This window comes from Bradyrhizobium sp. 18BD, from assembly GCF_054185225.1.
On record NZ_JAVAYL010000009.1, the window covers coordinates 1 to 16755 of the forward strand.

The following is a 16755-nucleotide window of genomic DNA, read 5'->3' on the forward strand; positions in this document are numbered from 1 at the left end:
AACCTGACAGCGCCGTTCGTCCGCACGAAGTTTTGGGCTCACGGAGAGCAATCCGCCCTGCCCAATCCTCTCGCACCCGACGCTGCCGCGTCCACCGCAGGCCCGGCTCGCGAAAATGACGACCACATGATCGCCCCTCAAGGATGAACCGGGATGGGCAACAAATACGATAAATCCGAATTCTTGTAAAGCGAAATCTTTTTGCCTGATAGCGTTGACAGCAGGACGAAACAGGCCGGGCCGCGGCGTAACGCGCCATACGAGCGAACCTGTTGCACCGCGGAACAATTTGCGACGCACCATTCAAAATGAGACTGCCCGTTAAGCCGCACATGGCTCCAACGCGTGCGCTGCATCCGAGTTCGGTTAGCCTCCATCCCAAGAACTGCACGCCTTGCCAAAACGCCGCAACGCGCGGCGATGCGCGAGCGTGCGGCGAAAAACAGCGACACGAAGGCCCCAGGGAGGAGAGCAATGTTGAAAGGCAGTCTAGGACTGATCGCGTTGAGCAGCCTGTTGTTGTCGGGCACCGCATTCGCGCAGGAGAAGATCAAGGTCGGCGTCACCGCAACGCTCGAAGGCACCTACACCGTGCTCGGCGAGGACGGCATCCGCGGCTTCCAGACCGCACTCAACGTGCTCGGCAAGAAGGTCGGCGACAAGGAGCTCGAATTCATCATCGCCTCGACCGACGCGACGCCCGATTCCGCGGTTCGCGCGGTGCGAAAGCTGATCGAGCAGGACAAGGTGCAGATCCTGCTGTCCCCGCTGTCCGGCGACGAAGGCATCGCGGTCAAGAACTTTGCAAAAACCCATCCGGAGCTGACCTTCGTCAACGCCGCGTCCGGCGCGCAGGAGACGACCTATGTCGATCCGGCCCCGAACTTCTTCCGCTACAACATGGACGGCGCGCAGTGGCAGGTCGGCCTCGGCAAATACGCCTATGACGAAAAGAAGTATCGCAAGATCGCGACGGTCGGCGAGGACTACTCCTTCATCTACACCCAGGTGTTCGGGCTCGTGCTCGAGTTCTGCGGCGCCGGCGGGCAGGTCACCAACCGGCAATGGGTGCCACTCGGGACCAAGGACTTTGCCTCGGTGATCGCCGCCCTGCCCGACGACGTCGACGCGATCTATCTCGGCCTCGGCGGCGCCGACGCCGTCAACTTCCTCAACCAGTACCAGCAGGCCGGCGGCAAGGCGCACCTGATGGGCGGCTCGATCATGATCGACCAGACCATCCTGTCGTCCAAGGGCAATGCCAAGAGCGCGCTGGTCGGCACGCTCGCCGCGAGCGGCCAGGCTGACACCTGGGAGGATCCGGGTTGGCAGAAATTCGTGAAGGACTATCAGGACGCCTTCCCACCGAACAAGCGCTTCCCGAGCCCCTCGCTGCTCGCCACAAACTATTACGGCTCGACGATGGCGCTGATCCTCGCGCTGCGTCAGGTCAATGGCGACCTCAGCGACAACCAGTCGAAGTACAAGGCCGCACTGGCGAAGATCGAGCTCGATGCGCCCAACGGCAAGATCAAGCTCGACTCCAACCGCCAGGCGATCGGCACCAACTTCGTCACCGAGGTCGTCGACGACGGCAAGGGCGCGCTGTTCTCGAAGGTCGTGAAGGTGATCCCGAACGTGAACCAGACGCTGGGTTACGACCCCGCGGTGTTCGCCAAGATCGGTTTGCCAAGCCGTACAGTACCGGAATGTAAGAAGTACTGACGTAGTCGCATCAGCGACGCCATGACTGACCGGGGAGAGATTTGCAAGGTGCGGACATTGTGCGCCCTTGCATTCTCTCCCCGGTTGTTGAACGCTATCAAAAAAGACAAGAGCTTCTGGGAGGGAAGGCATGAGCCGGGCGCTCGCCGTCTTCCACGGCCGCTTCGGCCGGGCGACGGTCTATCAGTTGAACCGCCCCTTCAACATCCACGCACATCGCGAAGGTCATTTGATCTTCCATGTCGGGGGACGTCCCGCATGCATCGACGTCAACGATGGACGTTACGAGCTCACTGAAGGTTCCGTCGTCGCGATCAATCCATGGGAACCGCATAATTTCCTGCCGTCCGATCTCGACGGCGGCGCCGTTTTCTTCGTGCTCTATGTCAACGCCGAGTGGTTCGCGCCCGATGCGCCCGGCGCCGACCGCCTTCGCTTCGGGCGCACGCAGTTTTCGCGATCGATCGCGCTGGACAAGCAGATCAGGCACGCGGCCGCCCTTGTGTGCGGCGCACCCTCGCTCAACAGCCTCGACGGCGAGCTGAGACGTCTGATCGACGTCTGCTACGACGAAAGCTGGCAGCAGGCCGAGCTCACGCGCGATCCGCGCGCCAACGGCTCGGTCACCGATTTTCGCGTACGCAAGTGCATCAAGATGATGTCGGAGAGTCCCGGCGCCGAGATCGAGCTCGACACCATCGCGCGCGAATCCGGCCTGTCGCGCCCGCATTTCTACCGGCTGTTCCGCACCCAGACCGGCGTCACCCCGCACCTCTATCTCAACACGCTGATGATGGAGCAGGCGCTGGAAGCGCTGGTGGCGAGCGAAGCACCGATCGCAGATATCGGCTTCGATCTCGGCTTCTCCTCGCAGAGCGGTTTCACCCGCTTCTTCGCCGCCAATGTCGGCATGGCGCCGACCGATTATCGTCGCGCGGCCAAGGTTTTGCGCGGCTGAGGGACGCGCGAAAAGATACTCACGATCAAATGCGCCCCCGACAGCCGCTCTAGGATGTGCGCAACGCGATCCCGACACGAGGATTGCGGTCGATAGGGAGCGCACGTTCATGGCAGGGCTTGCGGCCGGCAACGGTCTGCGTGCCCCCTCACCTCGCTTGCAGGGAGAGGGTTTGAATGACGCGACGACGGAGCGGCCATCATGACCCGCTTTGTCGAGCGCCATCCCGCCTGGGCTTTGGTCATCATCATCGCGATCGCAGTCGCGCTGTGGCTGATCTTCGCGGTGTGGCCGCCCGGCCTCGAGGAGGCGCTCGGCCGCAAGCGGGTGTTCCTCAACGCCCTCTTCAACGGCATCACGCTCGGCGGACTCTATTTTCTCGTCGCCAGCGGCTTCACGCTGATCTTCGGCCTGATGCGCAACGTCAACCTTGCGCACGGTTCGCTCTATCTGTTCGGCGGCTATGTCGGGTACGCCATCAGCGCCTCGACCGGCTCGTGGATCCTGTCGTTCATCGTCGCCTTCATCCTGACGGCGCTGGTCGGCGTACTGCTCCAGGTCCTCGTGTTCCGCCGCATGGAGGGCCAGGATCTGCGCCAGACCATGGTCACGATCGGGCTCTCGATCGTGTTCGCCGATCTGATGCTCTGGGCCTGCGGCGGCGACTTCTACCAGATCCAGACCCCAAGCTGGCTGATCGGTCCGATCGAGCTGCCGCTGCTCACGGCCGTCAAGTCTTCCGGCGAGCCGGTTTACCTGCGCTACCCGCTGGTACGGCTCGTGATCTTCCTGGCGTCCGTGATCATCGGCGTCGCGATGTGGCTCGCGCTCAACCGCACCCGGATCGGCATGATCATCCGCGCCGGGGTCGACGATCGCGATATCCTCGCCGCAACGGGTGTACGCATCCAGATCGTTTTCGTGCTCGTCTTCGCGCTCGGCGCCGGGCTTGCCGGTATCGCAGGCGTGGTCGGCGGCACCTTCCAGTCGCTCTCGCCGGGCGAGGACATCCGCTTCCTGCTTGCCTCCCTCGTCGTCGTGATCGTCGGCGGCATGGGATCGATCCCCGGTGCCGCGCTCGGCGCGCTGATCATCGGTCTCGCCGAGCAGCTTGGCTCGGTCTACATCCCGACCTACGCCATCGTCGTGACGTTCCTGATCATGGTGCTGGTGCTGGCGCTTCGGCCGCAGGGCCTGCTTGCGAGGCGCTGACATGTCGGTCACCCACGACGCTCGCATTCAGGTCCGCACCCCCGCCTCAACAGCGCAGCGCCCGGCCATGCGCGGCTGGCCCGACGTCAACAATCCCGCGGCCTGGATCGTGGCGATCATCCTCCTGATCATGCCGCTGATCGCCAACGGCTTCTTCCTGATCGAGATCTTCGCGACGACGTTGATCCTGGGCACCATCGCCCTCAGCCTGATGTTCCTGGCCGGTTATGGCGGCATGGTCAGCCTGATGCAGCTCACCATTGCCGGCTTCTGCGCCTACATGGTCGCGGTGTTCGGCGTCAGCGGCAACGCCAATATCAGCCTGGGCTGGCCGTGGTGGCTGGCGGTGCCGATGGCGCTGGCGCTCGCGACCATCTTCGGCACGCTCGGCGGCGCGCTCGCGGTGCGCACCGAGGGCATCTACACCATCATGATCACGCTCGCGATCGGCGCGGCCTTCTATTACTTCACCAACCAGAACTGGGCGATCTTCAACGGCCACACCGGCATCAACAACGTTTCGACGCCGCACTTCTGGGGCGTCAACTGGCGCGCCGACATTCCCTTCTATTACATCGTGCTCGCGGTCGCCGCGCTCTGCTATTTCGCGGTCGACTACATCTCCCGCGCGCCGTTCGGCCTGGCGCTGCAGGGCGTGCGCGACAATCCGCGCCGCATGGCCGCACTCGGCTTCAACGTCAATGCGCACCGTGTCGCCGCCTATGCGGTGGCGTCCTTCATTGCCGGCCTCGCCGGTGTGCTTCAGGTCTGGAACTATCGACAGATCTCGCCGGGCACCGTCAGTGTCGGCGCCTGCATCGACGTCCTCATCATCGCCGTCGTCGGTGGCATCACGCGGCCGATCGGGCCCTATATCGGCGCACTGGTATTCGTCCTCCTGCGCACCTTCGCGCTCGACTTCCTGGTCAAGATCGGGCTCGACGGCAACCGCTTCCGGCTGCTGATCGGACTCGGCTTCCTTGCCATCGTGTTCTGGTCGTCGGACGGCGTGATCGGCCTGTGGCAACGCTGGCGCCAGAGCCAACGTCGCGAGGCGGATCGCCCGAGCGGAGGGCGCGGCCATGGATAGCGTCGCCCGGCGCCTCTCCGCCGTCGGTGCCGGTGCAGCTTTGGAGCTGCGCGGGGTCACGCGGCTGTTCGGCGCGCTGGCGGCACTCACCGACGTCACCATCACCGTGCGCCCTGGCGAGCGCCGCGCGGTGCTCGGCTCCAACGGCGCCGGCAAGACAACGCTGTTCAACTGTATCACCGGCGACTTTCCGCCCTCTTCGGGCACGATCCGCTTCTTCGGCGAGGACGTGACGCACTTCCCGCCCTATGAGCGCATCCGCCGTGGCCTCAGGCGGACCTATCAGATCTCCGCGCTGTTCCCCGGGCTGACCGTGCAGGACAATGTCTATCTTGCCTGCCGTGGCGTCTCGCGCGGCCGCTTCTCGTTCCTGCGCCCCGGACAGAATGACGCGTTGATGCACGCCGCCGACGGTCTGGTGCAGGCCGTGCACCTCACCGCGGTGAAGGACCAGCGCGTCGCCGAACTCGCGCACGGCCAGCAGCGCCAACTCGAGATCGCGCTGGCGCTTGCCGGCGCGCCCCGCTTCGTGCTGTTCGACGAGCCCGCCGCCGGCCTCTCGCCGACCGAACGGGCCGAGCTGGTCGAGATCCTGACCTCGCTGCCCGCGCATATCGGCTACATCATCATCGAGCACGACATGGACGTGGCGCTACGCGTCGTCGAGAGCGTGACGATGATGCACAACGGCCGCATCTTCAAGGAGGGCCTGCCGGAGGAGATCCAGTCCGACTCCGAGGTGCAGGAGCTTTATCTCGGAGGCGGCCATGAGTGAGGTCCGCCGTTCCCCCGCAGCGCTCGAGGTCCGAGGCCTCGACGTCTACTATGGCCATTCGCACGCGCTGCAGGGCGTCGACCTCTCGCTCGACGCCGGTGTGTTCTCCGTGGTCGGCCGCAACGGCATGGGCAAGACCACGCTGTGCAAGGCGATCATGGGCCTTGTGCCGGTCAGCGGCGGCTCGATCCGCGTCCGCGGCGAGGACATCACCCGGCGGCCGCCAGCCCATATCGCGCGGCTCGGCGTCGGCTATGTGCCGCAGGGACGCCGGCTCTGGCGCTCGCTCAGCGTCGACGAGCATCTGCGGCTGGCCGGCGGGATGCGGCCCGGCGCCTGGACCGTCGAACGCATCTACGACACTTTTCCGCGGCTCGCCGAGCGCAAGGACCATGGCGGCGGCCAGCTCTCCGGCGGCGAGCAGCAGATGCTCGCGATCTCGCGCGCGCTGCTGACCAATCCGCATCTCCTGATCATGGACGAGCCGACCGAGGGGCTTGCCCCCGTCATCGTCGCCCAGGTCGAGGACATGCTGCTGCAGCTTGGCGAGGACGGCGACATGTCCGTGCTCGTGATCGAGCAGAATATCGGCGTCGCCACCGCGATCTCGCGCAACGTCGCGATCATGGTCAACGGCCGTATCAACCGCATCATCGATTCCGTGCGGCTCGCGGCCGATCGCGAGCTGCAGCAGCGCCTGCTCGGCGTCGGGCTGCACGCCGAGCTTGAATCCGACCTCGATGTGCCGGCGGCCGGCGGTGAAGCAAGGCCGGCCCCACAGCCTGCACGCGCGAGCGGCCCGATCCGGATCTACATCTCCAACCCCACACCGCCAACGCGCTGGTCGCAGCCGGTCCCAATCGGCCGCATTGAGGCTGCGGCCCGTACACTGTCGACGCAGGTCGCCCGCCTAGACGAAACCGCGCGGCGCAAGCGCGAGCCGATGACGGCGCAGACATCGGGCCCGCCGGTGGTGCTGGTCGTCGGCACGCTCGACACCAAGGGTACGGAACTCCGCTTCATCCGCGACATCATCGCCGAAAGCGGCCTGCGCACGCGGCTGGTCGACGTCTCCACCAGCGGCAAGCATGCGACCTGCGATGTCTCCGCGCAGGAGATAGCCCTGAACCATGGCCGCGGCGGCTCGGCCGTGTTCGGCCCGGACCGCGGCGCCGCGGTGACGGCGATGGCCGATGCGTTTGCCAATTGGATCAAGCGCCAGGGCAATATCGCCGGTGTGATCTCGGCCGGCGGCTCCGGCGCGGCCTCTCTCGTCGCGCCCGGCATGCGCACCCTTCCCGTCGGCGTGCCAAAGCTGATCATCTCTTCGGTCGCCTCGGGCGACGTCGCGCCCTATGTCGGTCCGGCCGACATCACCATGATGTACTCGGTCACCGACGTTCAGGGCCTCAACTCGATCTCGCGCGCGGTGCTGTCGAACGGCGCCAACGCCATCGCCGGCATGGTCAAGGCCCGCCTCGACCAGCGCGAGGCCAAAGAGCGAGTGGCGAGTGCAGGCCTGCCGTCGGTCGGCATCACCATGTTCGGTGTCACGACGCCTGCGGTGCAGAAGATCGCGGCCGAGCTGCGCGCTGACTTCGAATGCCTCGTGTTCCACGCCACCGGCGTCGGCGGGCGCTCGATGGAGAAGCTGGTCGACTCCGGCCAGCTCGCGGGCGTCATCGATCTCACCACGACCGAGATCTGCGATCTCCTCATGGGCGGCGTGTTCCCGGCGACCGAGGATCGATTTGGCGCGATCATCCGCACCCGCCTGCCCTATATCGGCTCGGTCGGCGCGCTCGACATGGTCAATTTCGGCGCGCCCGACACTATTCCCGAGCGCTATCGCGGCCGCAAATTCCACGTCCACAATCCGCAGGTGACCTTGATGCGGACCACGGCCGAGGAAAGCGAACGCATGGGCCGCTGGATCGGCGAGCGGCTCAACCAGATGGATGGACCGGTACGCTTCTTCCTGCCTGAGGGCGGTGTCTCCGCGCTCGACGCCCGCGGCAAACCGTTCTGGGACCCAGAGGCCGATGCCGCCTTGTTCCGCGCGCTGGAGCGCACGGTGCGTTCGACCGGCAATCGCCAACTGGTCCGCGTCAAGCAGAACATCAACGATCCCGAGTTCGCCTCGACCATCGTGATCGCGTTCCGAACGCTGTTCGGCCGCGCCGGGGCGCGCCGGAGACTAGCGAGGTGACCGATGGCCCGGTTTGAACGCACTACTCTCCTGAAACGGTTTCGCGAGATGGCGAAGCGCGGCGAGCCGATCGTCGGCGGTGGCGCCGGCACCGGCCTGTCGGCCAAGTGCGAGGAAGCCGGCGGCGTCGACTTGATCGTGATCTACAATTCCGGCCGCTATCGCATGGCTGGCCGCGGCTCGCTTGCGGGTCTGATGCCCTATGGCGACGCCAACGCCATCGTGCTGGAGATGGCCGGCGAAGTCTTGCCCGTGGTCAGCAAGACGCCGGTGCTCGCCGGCGTCAACGGCACCGATCCGTTCCGCGACATGGACGTGTTCCTCGACCAGCTCAAGACGCTCGGCTTCGCCGGCGTGCAGAACTTTCCGACCGTCGGCCTGATCGACGGCGTATTCCGCGCCAATCTCGAAGAGACCGGCATGTCCTACGCGCTGGAAATCGACATGATCGCCAAGGCACGCGAGAAGGATCTGCTGACGACGCCCTACGTCTTCAGCGAGAAAGAAGCCGCCGCGATGGCGATCGCCGGCGCCGATATCATCGTCTGCCACCTCGGCCTGACCACCGGTGGCACGATCGGCGCGCAGACCGCGCCGAAACTGAAGGATTGCCCGGCGCGCATCGACACCTGGGCCTCGGCGGCGCTCAGCGTCAATCCGGACATTCTGGTGCTCGCCCATGGCGGCCCGATCGCGGATCCAGCGGACGCCGATTTCATCATGAAGAACACCCGTTACTGCCACGGCTTCTACGGCGCGTCCTCGATGGAGCGGCTGCCGGTGGAGCGGGCATTGACGGACCAGGTACGCAAATTCAAGGCGATCGGCGCTCGCTGACGCCTGCAAGATCGAGGGAGGGAAACATGTCAGGGATCCTGGTCGGCGAGCTCATCCTCTGGCTGATCGTCGCGATCATCGTGATCGTTGTTGGCGTGTACATCGTCAACTGGCTCTACCACCGCTCCTCCAAGGAGGTGTCGTTCGTCCGGACCGGTTTCCTCGGCGAACGTGTGGTGATCAACGGCGGCGCCTTCGTGCTGCCGTTCATCCACGCCTACACCCCCGTCAACATGAACGTGCTGCCGATGGGCATCGTGCGTTCGCGGCAAGACGCTGTCATCACCCGCGACCGCATGCGCGTCGACATCGAGGCCGACTTCTATGTGCGCGTGCAGCCGACCCGCGAGGCCGTCTCGATCGCGGCCGCCACCCTGGGCCGCCGCACCATGGAGCCGGAACAGCTGCACGCACTGCTGGCCGGCAAGTTCATCTCGGCGATCCGCTCCGTCGCCTCCGAAATGACCATGGAGGAGATGCATGAGCGCCGCGGCGACTATGTCGCGCGCGTCAAGACCAATGCGGCCGAGGCCCTCGCCCAGAACGGCCTCGAGCTCGAATCCGTCGCCATCACCGATCTCGACCAGACCGACCTCGAATTCTTCAACCCCTCGAACCGTTTCGATGCCGAAGGTCTGACCCGTCTGATGGAGGACATCGAGGCCAGGCGCAAGCTGCGCAACGACATCGAGCAGGACTCGATGATCAAGATCCGTACGCGCAATCTCGAAGCCGAGCGGCAGGCGCTCGAAATCGAGCGCGAGAGCGAGACCGCGCGGCTGGAGCAGGAACGCGACATCGAGATGCGCCGCGCGCTGCAGCGCACCGAAGTCGCCCGCGAACGCGCCCTGCGCGAGACCGAGGCCGAGCAAGCCCAGATCTCGGCGCGCGAGGCCATCGAGCGCTCCCGGATTGCCAACGAGCAGGCGATCGCGGAGGCGCGCATCGCCTCCGAGCGCGAGACCCGCCAGAAGGAGATCGAGCGTACCCGTACCATCGAGGAGAAGGAGCTGCTGGCGCGCGAGGAGATCGAGAAGACCCGCATCGCCAACCAGCGCTCGATCGACACGACGCGGATCGCTTCCGAACGCGAGGTCCGCCAGCGCGAGATCGAGCGGATGCGCACGGTCGAGGAAGCCGAGATCGCGGCCCGCGAGGCCATCGAGAAGGCGCGGATCCAGCAGGACCGCGTCGTGACCGACGCCCGCATCGCCAACGAGGAAGAGACGCGCCGCCGCGAGATCGAACGCACCCGCGCCGTCGACGAGGCCGAGATCGCCGCGCGCGAAGCCACCGAAAAGGCCCGCATTGCCCAGACTTTGATCGTCAATGTCGAGCGCATCTCCTCCGATGAGCGCACCCGTGCCCTGGAGATCCAGCAGGTGCGTACCATCCAGGAGGCCGAGATCGAGGCGCAGCGCGCCGTCGAGGCGGCCCGGATCGCCCGCGAACGCACGCTCGCCGCCGAACGCATCGCCGCCGAGCAGAACACGCGGCAGCTGGAGATCGAGCGCAACCAGACGCTCGAGGTCGCCGGCATCGCCGCACGCGAGACCACCGAGGCCTCGCGCATCGCCCAGGAAGAACGCGTCCGCTCGCTGGAGATCGCCCGCAACCGCGCCGTCGAGGAAGCCGACATCGCCTCCCGCGAGGCCATCGAGGCCGCCCGCATCGCCCAAGAGAAGGCGGTCGCGGCCGAGCGCATCCAGGCCGAGCGCGCCACCCGCTCACTGGAAATCGAGCGGACCGGCATTCTGGAGGCCGCCGAGCTGAAGCGGCGCGATGCCATCGAACGCCAGCGCATTACCGTCGATCTCGCGCTGGAGGCCGAGCGGATCAATTCGTCGAAGAAGCGCGAAGTGCTCAATATCGAGCAGAAGAAGGCGATCGAAATCGCCGATGAGGACCGCGTCATCGCGCTGTCCGCCAAGAAATCCGAGCGGATCGATGCTGACCGCCAGGTCCGGCAGGCCGAGATCGTCGCCCGCAAGGAGGTCGAGACCACCGACGTCTCGCGCGAGCAGGCGCTGGAAGCCGCCCGCCTCGAACGCCGCCGCGCGATCGAGCAGCTCGAGGTCGCCCGCGTCCAGTCATTGCAGGAGGCCGAGATCTCTTCCCGCGAGGAAGTCGAACGCGCCCGCATCGCCTCCGACCGCGGCCTCGACGAGGCCCGCATCGGCCGCGAGCGCGAACTGCGCAAGCTCGAGGTCAACCGCGAGAAGGAGGTCGAGACGGTCCTGATGGAGAAGGCGATCGCCATTCACCAGAAGTCGCTCGAAGAATCAGCCGCCCGCGCAGCGGCCGAGGAAGCCCGCATACGCGCCACCGAGGCTGCCGAGCGCGTCGTCACCGCCCGAGAGAGCGAAATCGCAAAACGTCGCAAGACCGTCGAGGTGCTGCTCGCCGAGAAGCAGGCCGAGGAAACCCGTATCGCCGCCGAGGCCGAGCGCGTGCGCGCCGCCGTCGAGGCCGAGGCGCAGCGGATGCTCAACGAGGCCGAGAACGTGCTCACCGACCAGGCGCGCTACTCGCTGTTCCGCAGAAAGCTGCTCGACCGTATCGAGGGCATCGTGCGCGAGAGCGTCAAGCCGATGGAAAAGATCGAGGGCATCCGCATCCTCCAGGTCGACGGCCTCAACGGCAATGGCCATGGCGGCAATGGCGGCCGCAGCGCCACCGACGAGGTGATCGACTCGGCGCTGCGCTACCGCGTGCAGGCGCCGTTGATCGACTCCATCCTCTCCGACATCGGCGTCGAAGGCGGCAGCCTCGCGAAGATGCCGGGCCTGATCCGCGAGGCCCGCGACATGCAGGGCATCAAGGACTCCGCCCGCAAAGGCGGTGGCGACAAGCCGGCGGCGCCCTCGCCTGCGGCCGAAGGTGGCGGCGAGCCGCCGGCCGAGCGCGGTCCGCGGAAGAAGAGCTGAGGTCCGACCCATGCCCCGCGTCTACGTCTCCACCGTCGTCAACGCGCGCAACGACCGCGTTTGGGCGCGGGTGCGCGATTTCAACGGCCTGCCGAACTGGCACCCCGCGATCGCCGAAAGCCGCATCGAGGGCGGCGAGCCCTCCGACAAGATCGGTTGCGTCAGGGACTTTCGGCTGCGCAACGGCGACCGCATCCGCGAGAAGCTGCTCGGCCTGTCCGACTACGACATGTTCTGCACCTATTCGATCCTGGAATCCCCGATGGGCGTCGAGAACTACGTCGCCACCTTGCGGCTGACGCCTGTCACCGACGGCGACCAGACTTTTGTCGAATGGACCGCCGAGTTCGACTGCGCGCCGGAGCGGGAGACCGAGCTCGTCGGCAATATCGGCGGCGGCGTATTCCAGGGCGGGTTCGATGCCCTCAAGCGCGTGTTCGGAGGCTGATGTGATGATCGCAAGCGTTCACGCCGCGGCACACTGCGCCCCCTCGCCCCGCCTCCGGGGAGAGGGTTGGGGTGAGGGGGAGTCTCTCCGGGGACGGACGCAGTTGGACTCGCGGAGACTCCCCCTCACCCGCGCCTTCGGCGCGACCTCTCCCCGCAAGCGGGGCGCGGTGAAGAAAGCAACCGAGGTCTAGCGGTGCCGCATATCGTCAAAAGCACGATCCTGGACGCGCCGACCGATGCGGCGTGGGCCATGCTGCGCGATTTCAATGGACACGATCGCTGGCACCCCGCGGTCGCGACCTCCTCGATCGAGCGCGCGCACGCCTCCGACAAGATCGGCTGCGTCAGGCGGTTCAAGCTGAAGGACGGCGCGGAGCTCCGCGAGCAATTGCTGGCGCTGTCCGACCTCGAACAAAGCTTCAGCTACTGCCTGCTCGATACCCCGATCCCGATGTTCAACTACGTCGCCCATGTCCGCCTGCTGCCGGTGACCGACGGCGACCGCACGTTCTGGCACTGGGAGTCGCGCTTCACGACCAGGCCCGAGGATCGCGAGCGCATCACCCACATGGTCGCAGAAGACATCTACCAGGCCGGGTTCAGGGCGATCCGCCGGCATCTGAAGGAGGCCGCCTAGATGGCCGTGACAGTGAAGACTTTTACCAGCGCCAGCGAGGCGGCCGGCGCGCTATCCTCGGACCGCACCGCGCGCTATCTCGGCGGCGGCACGCTGGTGATGCGGGCGCTGAATGAGGGCGACGTCTCGATCTCGACCGTGGTCCGCGCCCAGGACCAGGCGCTGACCCGGATCGACGCCTCCGGCCCGCGCATCACGCTCGGCGCCGGCGTTACCTTCGCACGCGTCCTCGCGGAACGCGACCTTGGCTTCCTGCATGGCCCAGCCCGCTCGATCGGCGGCCCAGCGGTGCGCAACATGGGGACAGTCGGCGGCAATCTCTTCGCCCCAAACCCATATGGCGATTTCACCGTCGCGCTGCTGGCGCTCGATGCCACCGTTGCCGTGCAAGGCGGCTTCGGCTCGCGCGACATCCCGATCGAGGAGTTTTTGCAAGCACGCGACCGGCAGGCCGGAACATTGGTCCTCTCAATCTCGTGCACCCGGCCGGCCAGCACCGAGGCGTTTCGCTATCGCAAGATCGCCCGCATCAAGCCGAAGGGCGGCTCGGTCATCACGCTCGCCGCGCATCTGCCGATCTCCGGAGGACGGATCGCGGGCGCGCGGATCGCGCTGGGCTCGATGGCGCCGACGCAGATCCGCGCCCGCGCCGCCGAGCGGGCGCTGGAGGGACGTTCGCTCGACGCTGCGACCATTGCGGCCGCCGCATCGGCCGCCACTGAGGGAACATCGCCCTCCGACAACGCGCTCGGCAGCGCCTGGTATCGCCGAGAGATCGTGGGGGTGCATCTGCGCCGCCTGCTGTCGGGACAGGAATAAACGATCATGTCCAAAATCCCTCTGCAATTTCGTCACAACGGCCGCGACGTCGCGATCTTCGTCGATGGCGGCACCAATCTGCTGGTGGCGCTGCGCGAGTTGATCGGCGACATGACGCCGAAATTCGGCTGCGGCCAGGGCGGCTGCGGCACCTGCAGCGTGCTGATCGACGGCGAGCTGCACCTCTCATGCCTGACGCTGGCGGAGACCGTGGCTGGCCGCAGCATCGAAACGCTCGACGGCATGAAGCAGGGCCCGAACCTGCATCCGCTCCAGCGCGCCTTCGCCGACAATTTTGCCGCCCAGTGCGGCTATTGCACGCCGGGCATGCTGATGGCCGCGAAGGCCCTGCTCGACCGCAATCCATCGCCAAGCCGTGACGAGGTCATCGAGGCGATCTCCGGCAACATCTGCCGCTGCACCGGCTACGAGCCGATCATCAATGCCATCCTCGCCGCCGCCGGCGGCCGGGTCAGCGCGTAAGGGAACGCGACCATGCTGGAACTGCGCAAGGACATTTTCGCCGACGAGCGCGACGATAATCTCAAGGAGATCGGCAAGGGCACCCAGCGCCAGGACATGCTCGGCCATGTCACGGGCACGTCGAGCTATTTTGGCGATCACAAGCTGCAGGGCATGCTGCATCTGAAGGTCGTGCGCTCGACCCAGGCCCACGCCAGGATTCGCCGCATCGACACCACCGACGCCGAGCGTTCGGCGGGCGTGCGCCGGATCATCCGTGGCGCCGATGTGCCGGTCAATCTCAACACGCTTCTCAGCCTGATCAATTTCGGCAAGGACGATGAGCCGTCGCTGGCCGTCGACAAGGTCCGCTACAAGGGCGAGCCGATCGTCGCGATCGTCGCCGACAGCGAGCGCGAGGCCTTTGAGGCCGTCGCGAAAGTCAAGGTCGACTACGAGCTGCTGCCGGCGGTGTTCGACGTCGAGGAGGCGCTGAAGCCCGGCGCGCCCGTGGTCAACGAAACCTATCCCAAGAACACGTTCACCTATCACGAGACCTACGATCATCAGAAACTACGCTTCGGCGATGCCGACGCGGCGCTGGCGACAGCCGATCACGTGCTGGAGCAGCGCTACCAGATGTCGCCGATCGAGCACGCCCCGACCGAGACCAACGGGGCGATCGCGGCGCCCGACACCAATGGCCGCTATGTCGTGTACACCTCGACGCAAGCGCTGTTCTTCTCGGTCGACACCTGCGCCAAGATCCTGGACGTGCCCTCCAACACCTTCCATTTCATCGGCGGCACGGTCGGCGGCGGCTTTGGCGGCAAGGTCGACACGCTGACCGAGCCGCTCGCCATCCTCGGTGCGATGTTGACGGGCCGCCCCGTGCGCTACGTGTTCGGGCGCGAGGAGGAGATGCAATACGGGCCGCCGCGCGGCGCCGAGCGCATCTACATCAAGGACGGCGTGATGCGCGATGGCCGCATCGTCGCGCGAAAGATCCGCGCCTATTTCGACAGCGGCGCCTATACGCGGCTGTCGAGCTACGCCGCCGTGAAATGCGCTGCGCATCTGCCGGGCCCCTACACCATCCCCAACGTCTATGGCGACGTCTATTGCGTCTTCACCAACCGTACGCCGGCGACCGCCATGCGCGGCTTCGGTGTCACCGCGATGGACTTTGCGATCGAGTGCCAGATGGACAAGCTGGCGCATCTGATCAACATGGATCCGATGGAGTTCCGGATTCTGAATGCCTATCGCGACGGCGACATGAAGGCACATCGGCGCGAAGCGAAGAACACCGCGCTGATCGAATGCGTCCAGGTCGCGGCCGAGAAAGCCAAGTGGCCGCTCCGCGAAGAGTTCAAGCGGGCGTCCTCGCGCAAGGACGGCGGCGGCAGCCGCGCCGTGATCCCGCCCACTCCGACGGATGGCCGCGCACGGCCCACCGCTCCGGCGCAGCAGCGCACCAGCTACGACCGGCTTCCGCCCACCGTCACGCGCGAACCGCCGCGCGAGCCACCACCGCCGGCTCCGCCACCACCTTCGCCGCGGCCGACCGCGCCCTCGCATGGCGCGACCCGTTTCTCCTCCGTCTTCGGCACCAGGAGGCGCTAGATGACCCGGCATCGCGGACGCGGCATCGCGTCGATCAATTACCCCATCGGCATGAATCTCGGCGGCGACCCCAGCCAGGCGCTGGTGCATTCCAACCCGAGCGGCAAGTTCACGGTGGCTCTGTCGTCCATCGACTTGGGACAGGGCATGAAATCGGTGACGCGGCAGATCTGCGCGGAGACGCTCGGCGTGCCGGTCGAGGATGTCTATGTCGATACGGCAGACTCCGACACCGGCCCGCACTGCATGGGCTCGTTCGCCTCGCGCGGCACCCACCGCGTCGGCAATGCTGTGATGGCAGCGGCCCGGGAAGCGCGTGGCGTGATGATGGAAGCCGCCGCCGAGGAGCTTGAGGTCAACGCCGCCGATCTCGACACCGACGGGCGCGGCAACATCCACGTCAAGGGCGCGCCGCACCGCTCGATCTCGACCAAGGACGTCGCGATTGCGGCGCAGTTCAAGCAGGGCAAGACCATCTCCGGCCGCGGCATCTTTCTCGTGCCACTCTCGAACGTCGACCCCGAAACCGGCGAGATGTCGCCCGCGACCTGCTACGCCCATGCCTGCCTGGTCGCCGAGGTCGACGTCGACGACGAGACCGGCGAAGTCGCGATGGTACGGATGGATTCGGCCTATGAACTCGGCCGCGCACTCAATCCACGCCTGGTCGAACAGCAGCTCGTCGGCGGTGCCTGGATGGGCGTCAGCCACGCGCTCTACGAGACGCCGGAGCCTTACTATCCCGAGCCCATTCATGGCCCGCGCGACTTCGTCGAATATCTGATGCCCGGCCCCGGCGACATCTGCCCGCACGATATCGCCGTGCTGGAGCGCCCTGCCCCTGACGGCCCTTTCGGCGCCAAAGGTCCCGGCGAGATGTGCGCCAATCCGGTGCTGCCCGCCGTGGCGAACGCGATCTTCAACGCGGTCGGCGTGCGCATCGATGATCTGCCGATCACCCCGGAAAAGGTCCTGCGCGCGATAAAGGCCCAGGGCGGCGCGCGGCAGCAGGCGCGGCGCTAGAGGTT

General features: G+C 66.3%; 15 protein-coding genes. 14 read left to right on the forward strand and 1 reads right to left on the reverse strand.

What is annotated here, in order from left to right; genetic code table 11:
* Window positions 1–303 (reverse strand): hypothetical protein (locus RAD16_RS17525; protein WP_458159146.1); only part of this gene is annotated, 303 nt, incomplete at its 3' end.
* Between the two features lie 171 nt (window positions 304–474).
* Here RAD16_RS17525 and RAD16_RS17530 point away from each other — a divergent pair.
* From RAD16_RS17530 to RAD16_RS17595, 14 genes are all read left to right on the forward strand, one after another.
* Window positions 475–1725, forward strand: a complete 1251-nt coding sequence (locus RAD16_RS17530; RefSeq protein WP_458159147.1) for an ABC transporter substrate-binding protein — start codon at window positions 475–477, stop codon at window positions 1723–1725.
* A gap of 130 nt (window positions 1726–1855) precedes the next feature.
* On the forward strand, window positions 1856–2683 hold the full coding sequence (locus tag RAD16_RS17535) for a helix-turn-helix domain-containing protein (protein WP_458159148.1): 828 nt from the start codon (window positions 1856–1858) through the stop codon (window positions 2681–2683).
* Between the two features lie 201 nt (window positions 2684–2884).
* Window positions 2885–3895 carry a branched-chain amino acid ABC transporter permease gene (locus RAD16_RS17540; protein ID WP_458159149.1) on the forward strand — a complete coding sequence of 337 codons (1011 nt, stop codon included), beginning with the start codon at window positions 2885–2887 and terminating at the stop codon, window positions 3893–3895.
* 1 nt (window position 3896) lies between these two features.
* Window positions 3897–4985 carry a branched-chain amino acid ABC transporter permease gene (locus RAD16_RS17545; RefSeq protein WP_458159150.1) on the forward strand — a complete coding sequence of 363 codons (1089 nt, stop codon included), beginning with the start codon at window positions 3897–3899 and terminating at the stop codon, window positions 4983–4985.
* Window positions 4978–5760 carry an ABC transporter ATP-binding protein gene (locus RAD16_RS17550; protein ID WP_458159152.1) on the forward strand — a complete coding sequence of 261 codons (783 nt, stop codon included), beginning with the start codon at window positions 4978–4980 and terminating at the stop codon, window positions 5758–5760. Before RAD16_RS17545 ends, RAD16_RS17550 begins: the two co-directional genes overlap by 8 nt.
* Window positions 5753–7969, forward strand: coding sequence for a Tm-1-like ATP-binding domain-containing protein (locus RAD16_RS17555; protein WP_458159153.1), 2217 nt, complete (start codon window positions 5753–5755; stop codon window positions 7967–7969). The genes RAD16_RS17550 and RAD16_RS17555 overlap by 8 nt, the downstream gene beginning before the upstream one ends.
* A gap of 3 nt (window positions 7970–7972) precedes the next feature.
* Window positions 7973–8806 carry a phosphoenolpyruvate hydrolase family protein gene (locus tag RAD16_RS17560; RefSeq protein WP_458159154.1) on the forward strand — a complete coding sequence of 278 codons (834 nt, stop codon included), beginning with the start codon at window positions 7973–7975 and terminating at the stop codon, window positions 8804–8806.
* Between the two features lie 26 nt (window positions 8807–8832).
* Entirely contained in the window at window positions 8833–11733 is a 2901-nt protein-coding gene (locus RAD16_RS17565; protein WP_458159155.1) for a flotillin domain-containing protein, read from the forward strand.
* A 10-nt stretch (window positions 11734–11743) separates the two neighbouring features.
* Entirely contained in the window at window positions 11744–12181 is a 438-nt protein-coding gene (locus tag RAD16_RS17570; RefSeq protein ID WP_015686997.1) for an SRPBCC family protein, read from the forward strand.
* Between the two features lie 195 nt (window positions 12182–12376).
* The gene (locus tag RAD16_RS17575; RefSeq protein WP_458159156.1) at window positions 12377–12820 is read left to right on the forward strand and encodes an SRPBCC family protein; all 444 of its coding nucleotides are present in this window, start codon (window positions 12377–12379) and stop codon (window positions 12818–12820) included.
* The gene (locus RAD16_RS17580; RefSeq protein ID WP_458159157.1) at window positions 12821–13639 is read left to right on the forward strand and encodes an FAD binding domain-containing protein; all 819 of its coding nucleotides are present in this window, start codon (window positions 12821–12823) and stop codon (window positions 13637–13639) included.
* A gap of 6 nt (window positions 13640–13645) precedes the next feature.
* Window positions 13646–14122, forward strand: a complete 477-nt coding sequence (locus RAD16_RS17585; protein ID WP_209958648.1) for a (2Fe-2S)-binding protein — start codon at window positions 13646–13648, stop codon at window positions 14120–14122.
* 12 nt (window positions 14123–14134) lie between these two features.
* Window positions 14135–15727: a xanthine dehydrogenase family protein molybdopterin-binding subunit gene (locus RAD16_RS17590; protein WP_458159158.1), complete on the forward strand. Its 1593-nt coding sequence runs from the start codon at window positions 14135–14137 to the stop codon at window positions 15725–15727.
* Window positions 15728–16750, forward strand: a complete 1023-nt coding sequence (locus RAD16_RS17595) for a xanthine dehydrogenase family protein molybdopterin-binding subunit (RefSeq protein WP_458159159.1) — start codon at window positions 15728–15730, stop codon at window positions 16748–16750.
* Window positions 16751–16755: the final 5 nt, after the last annotated feature.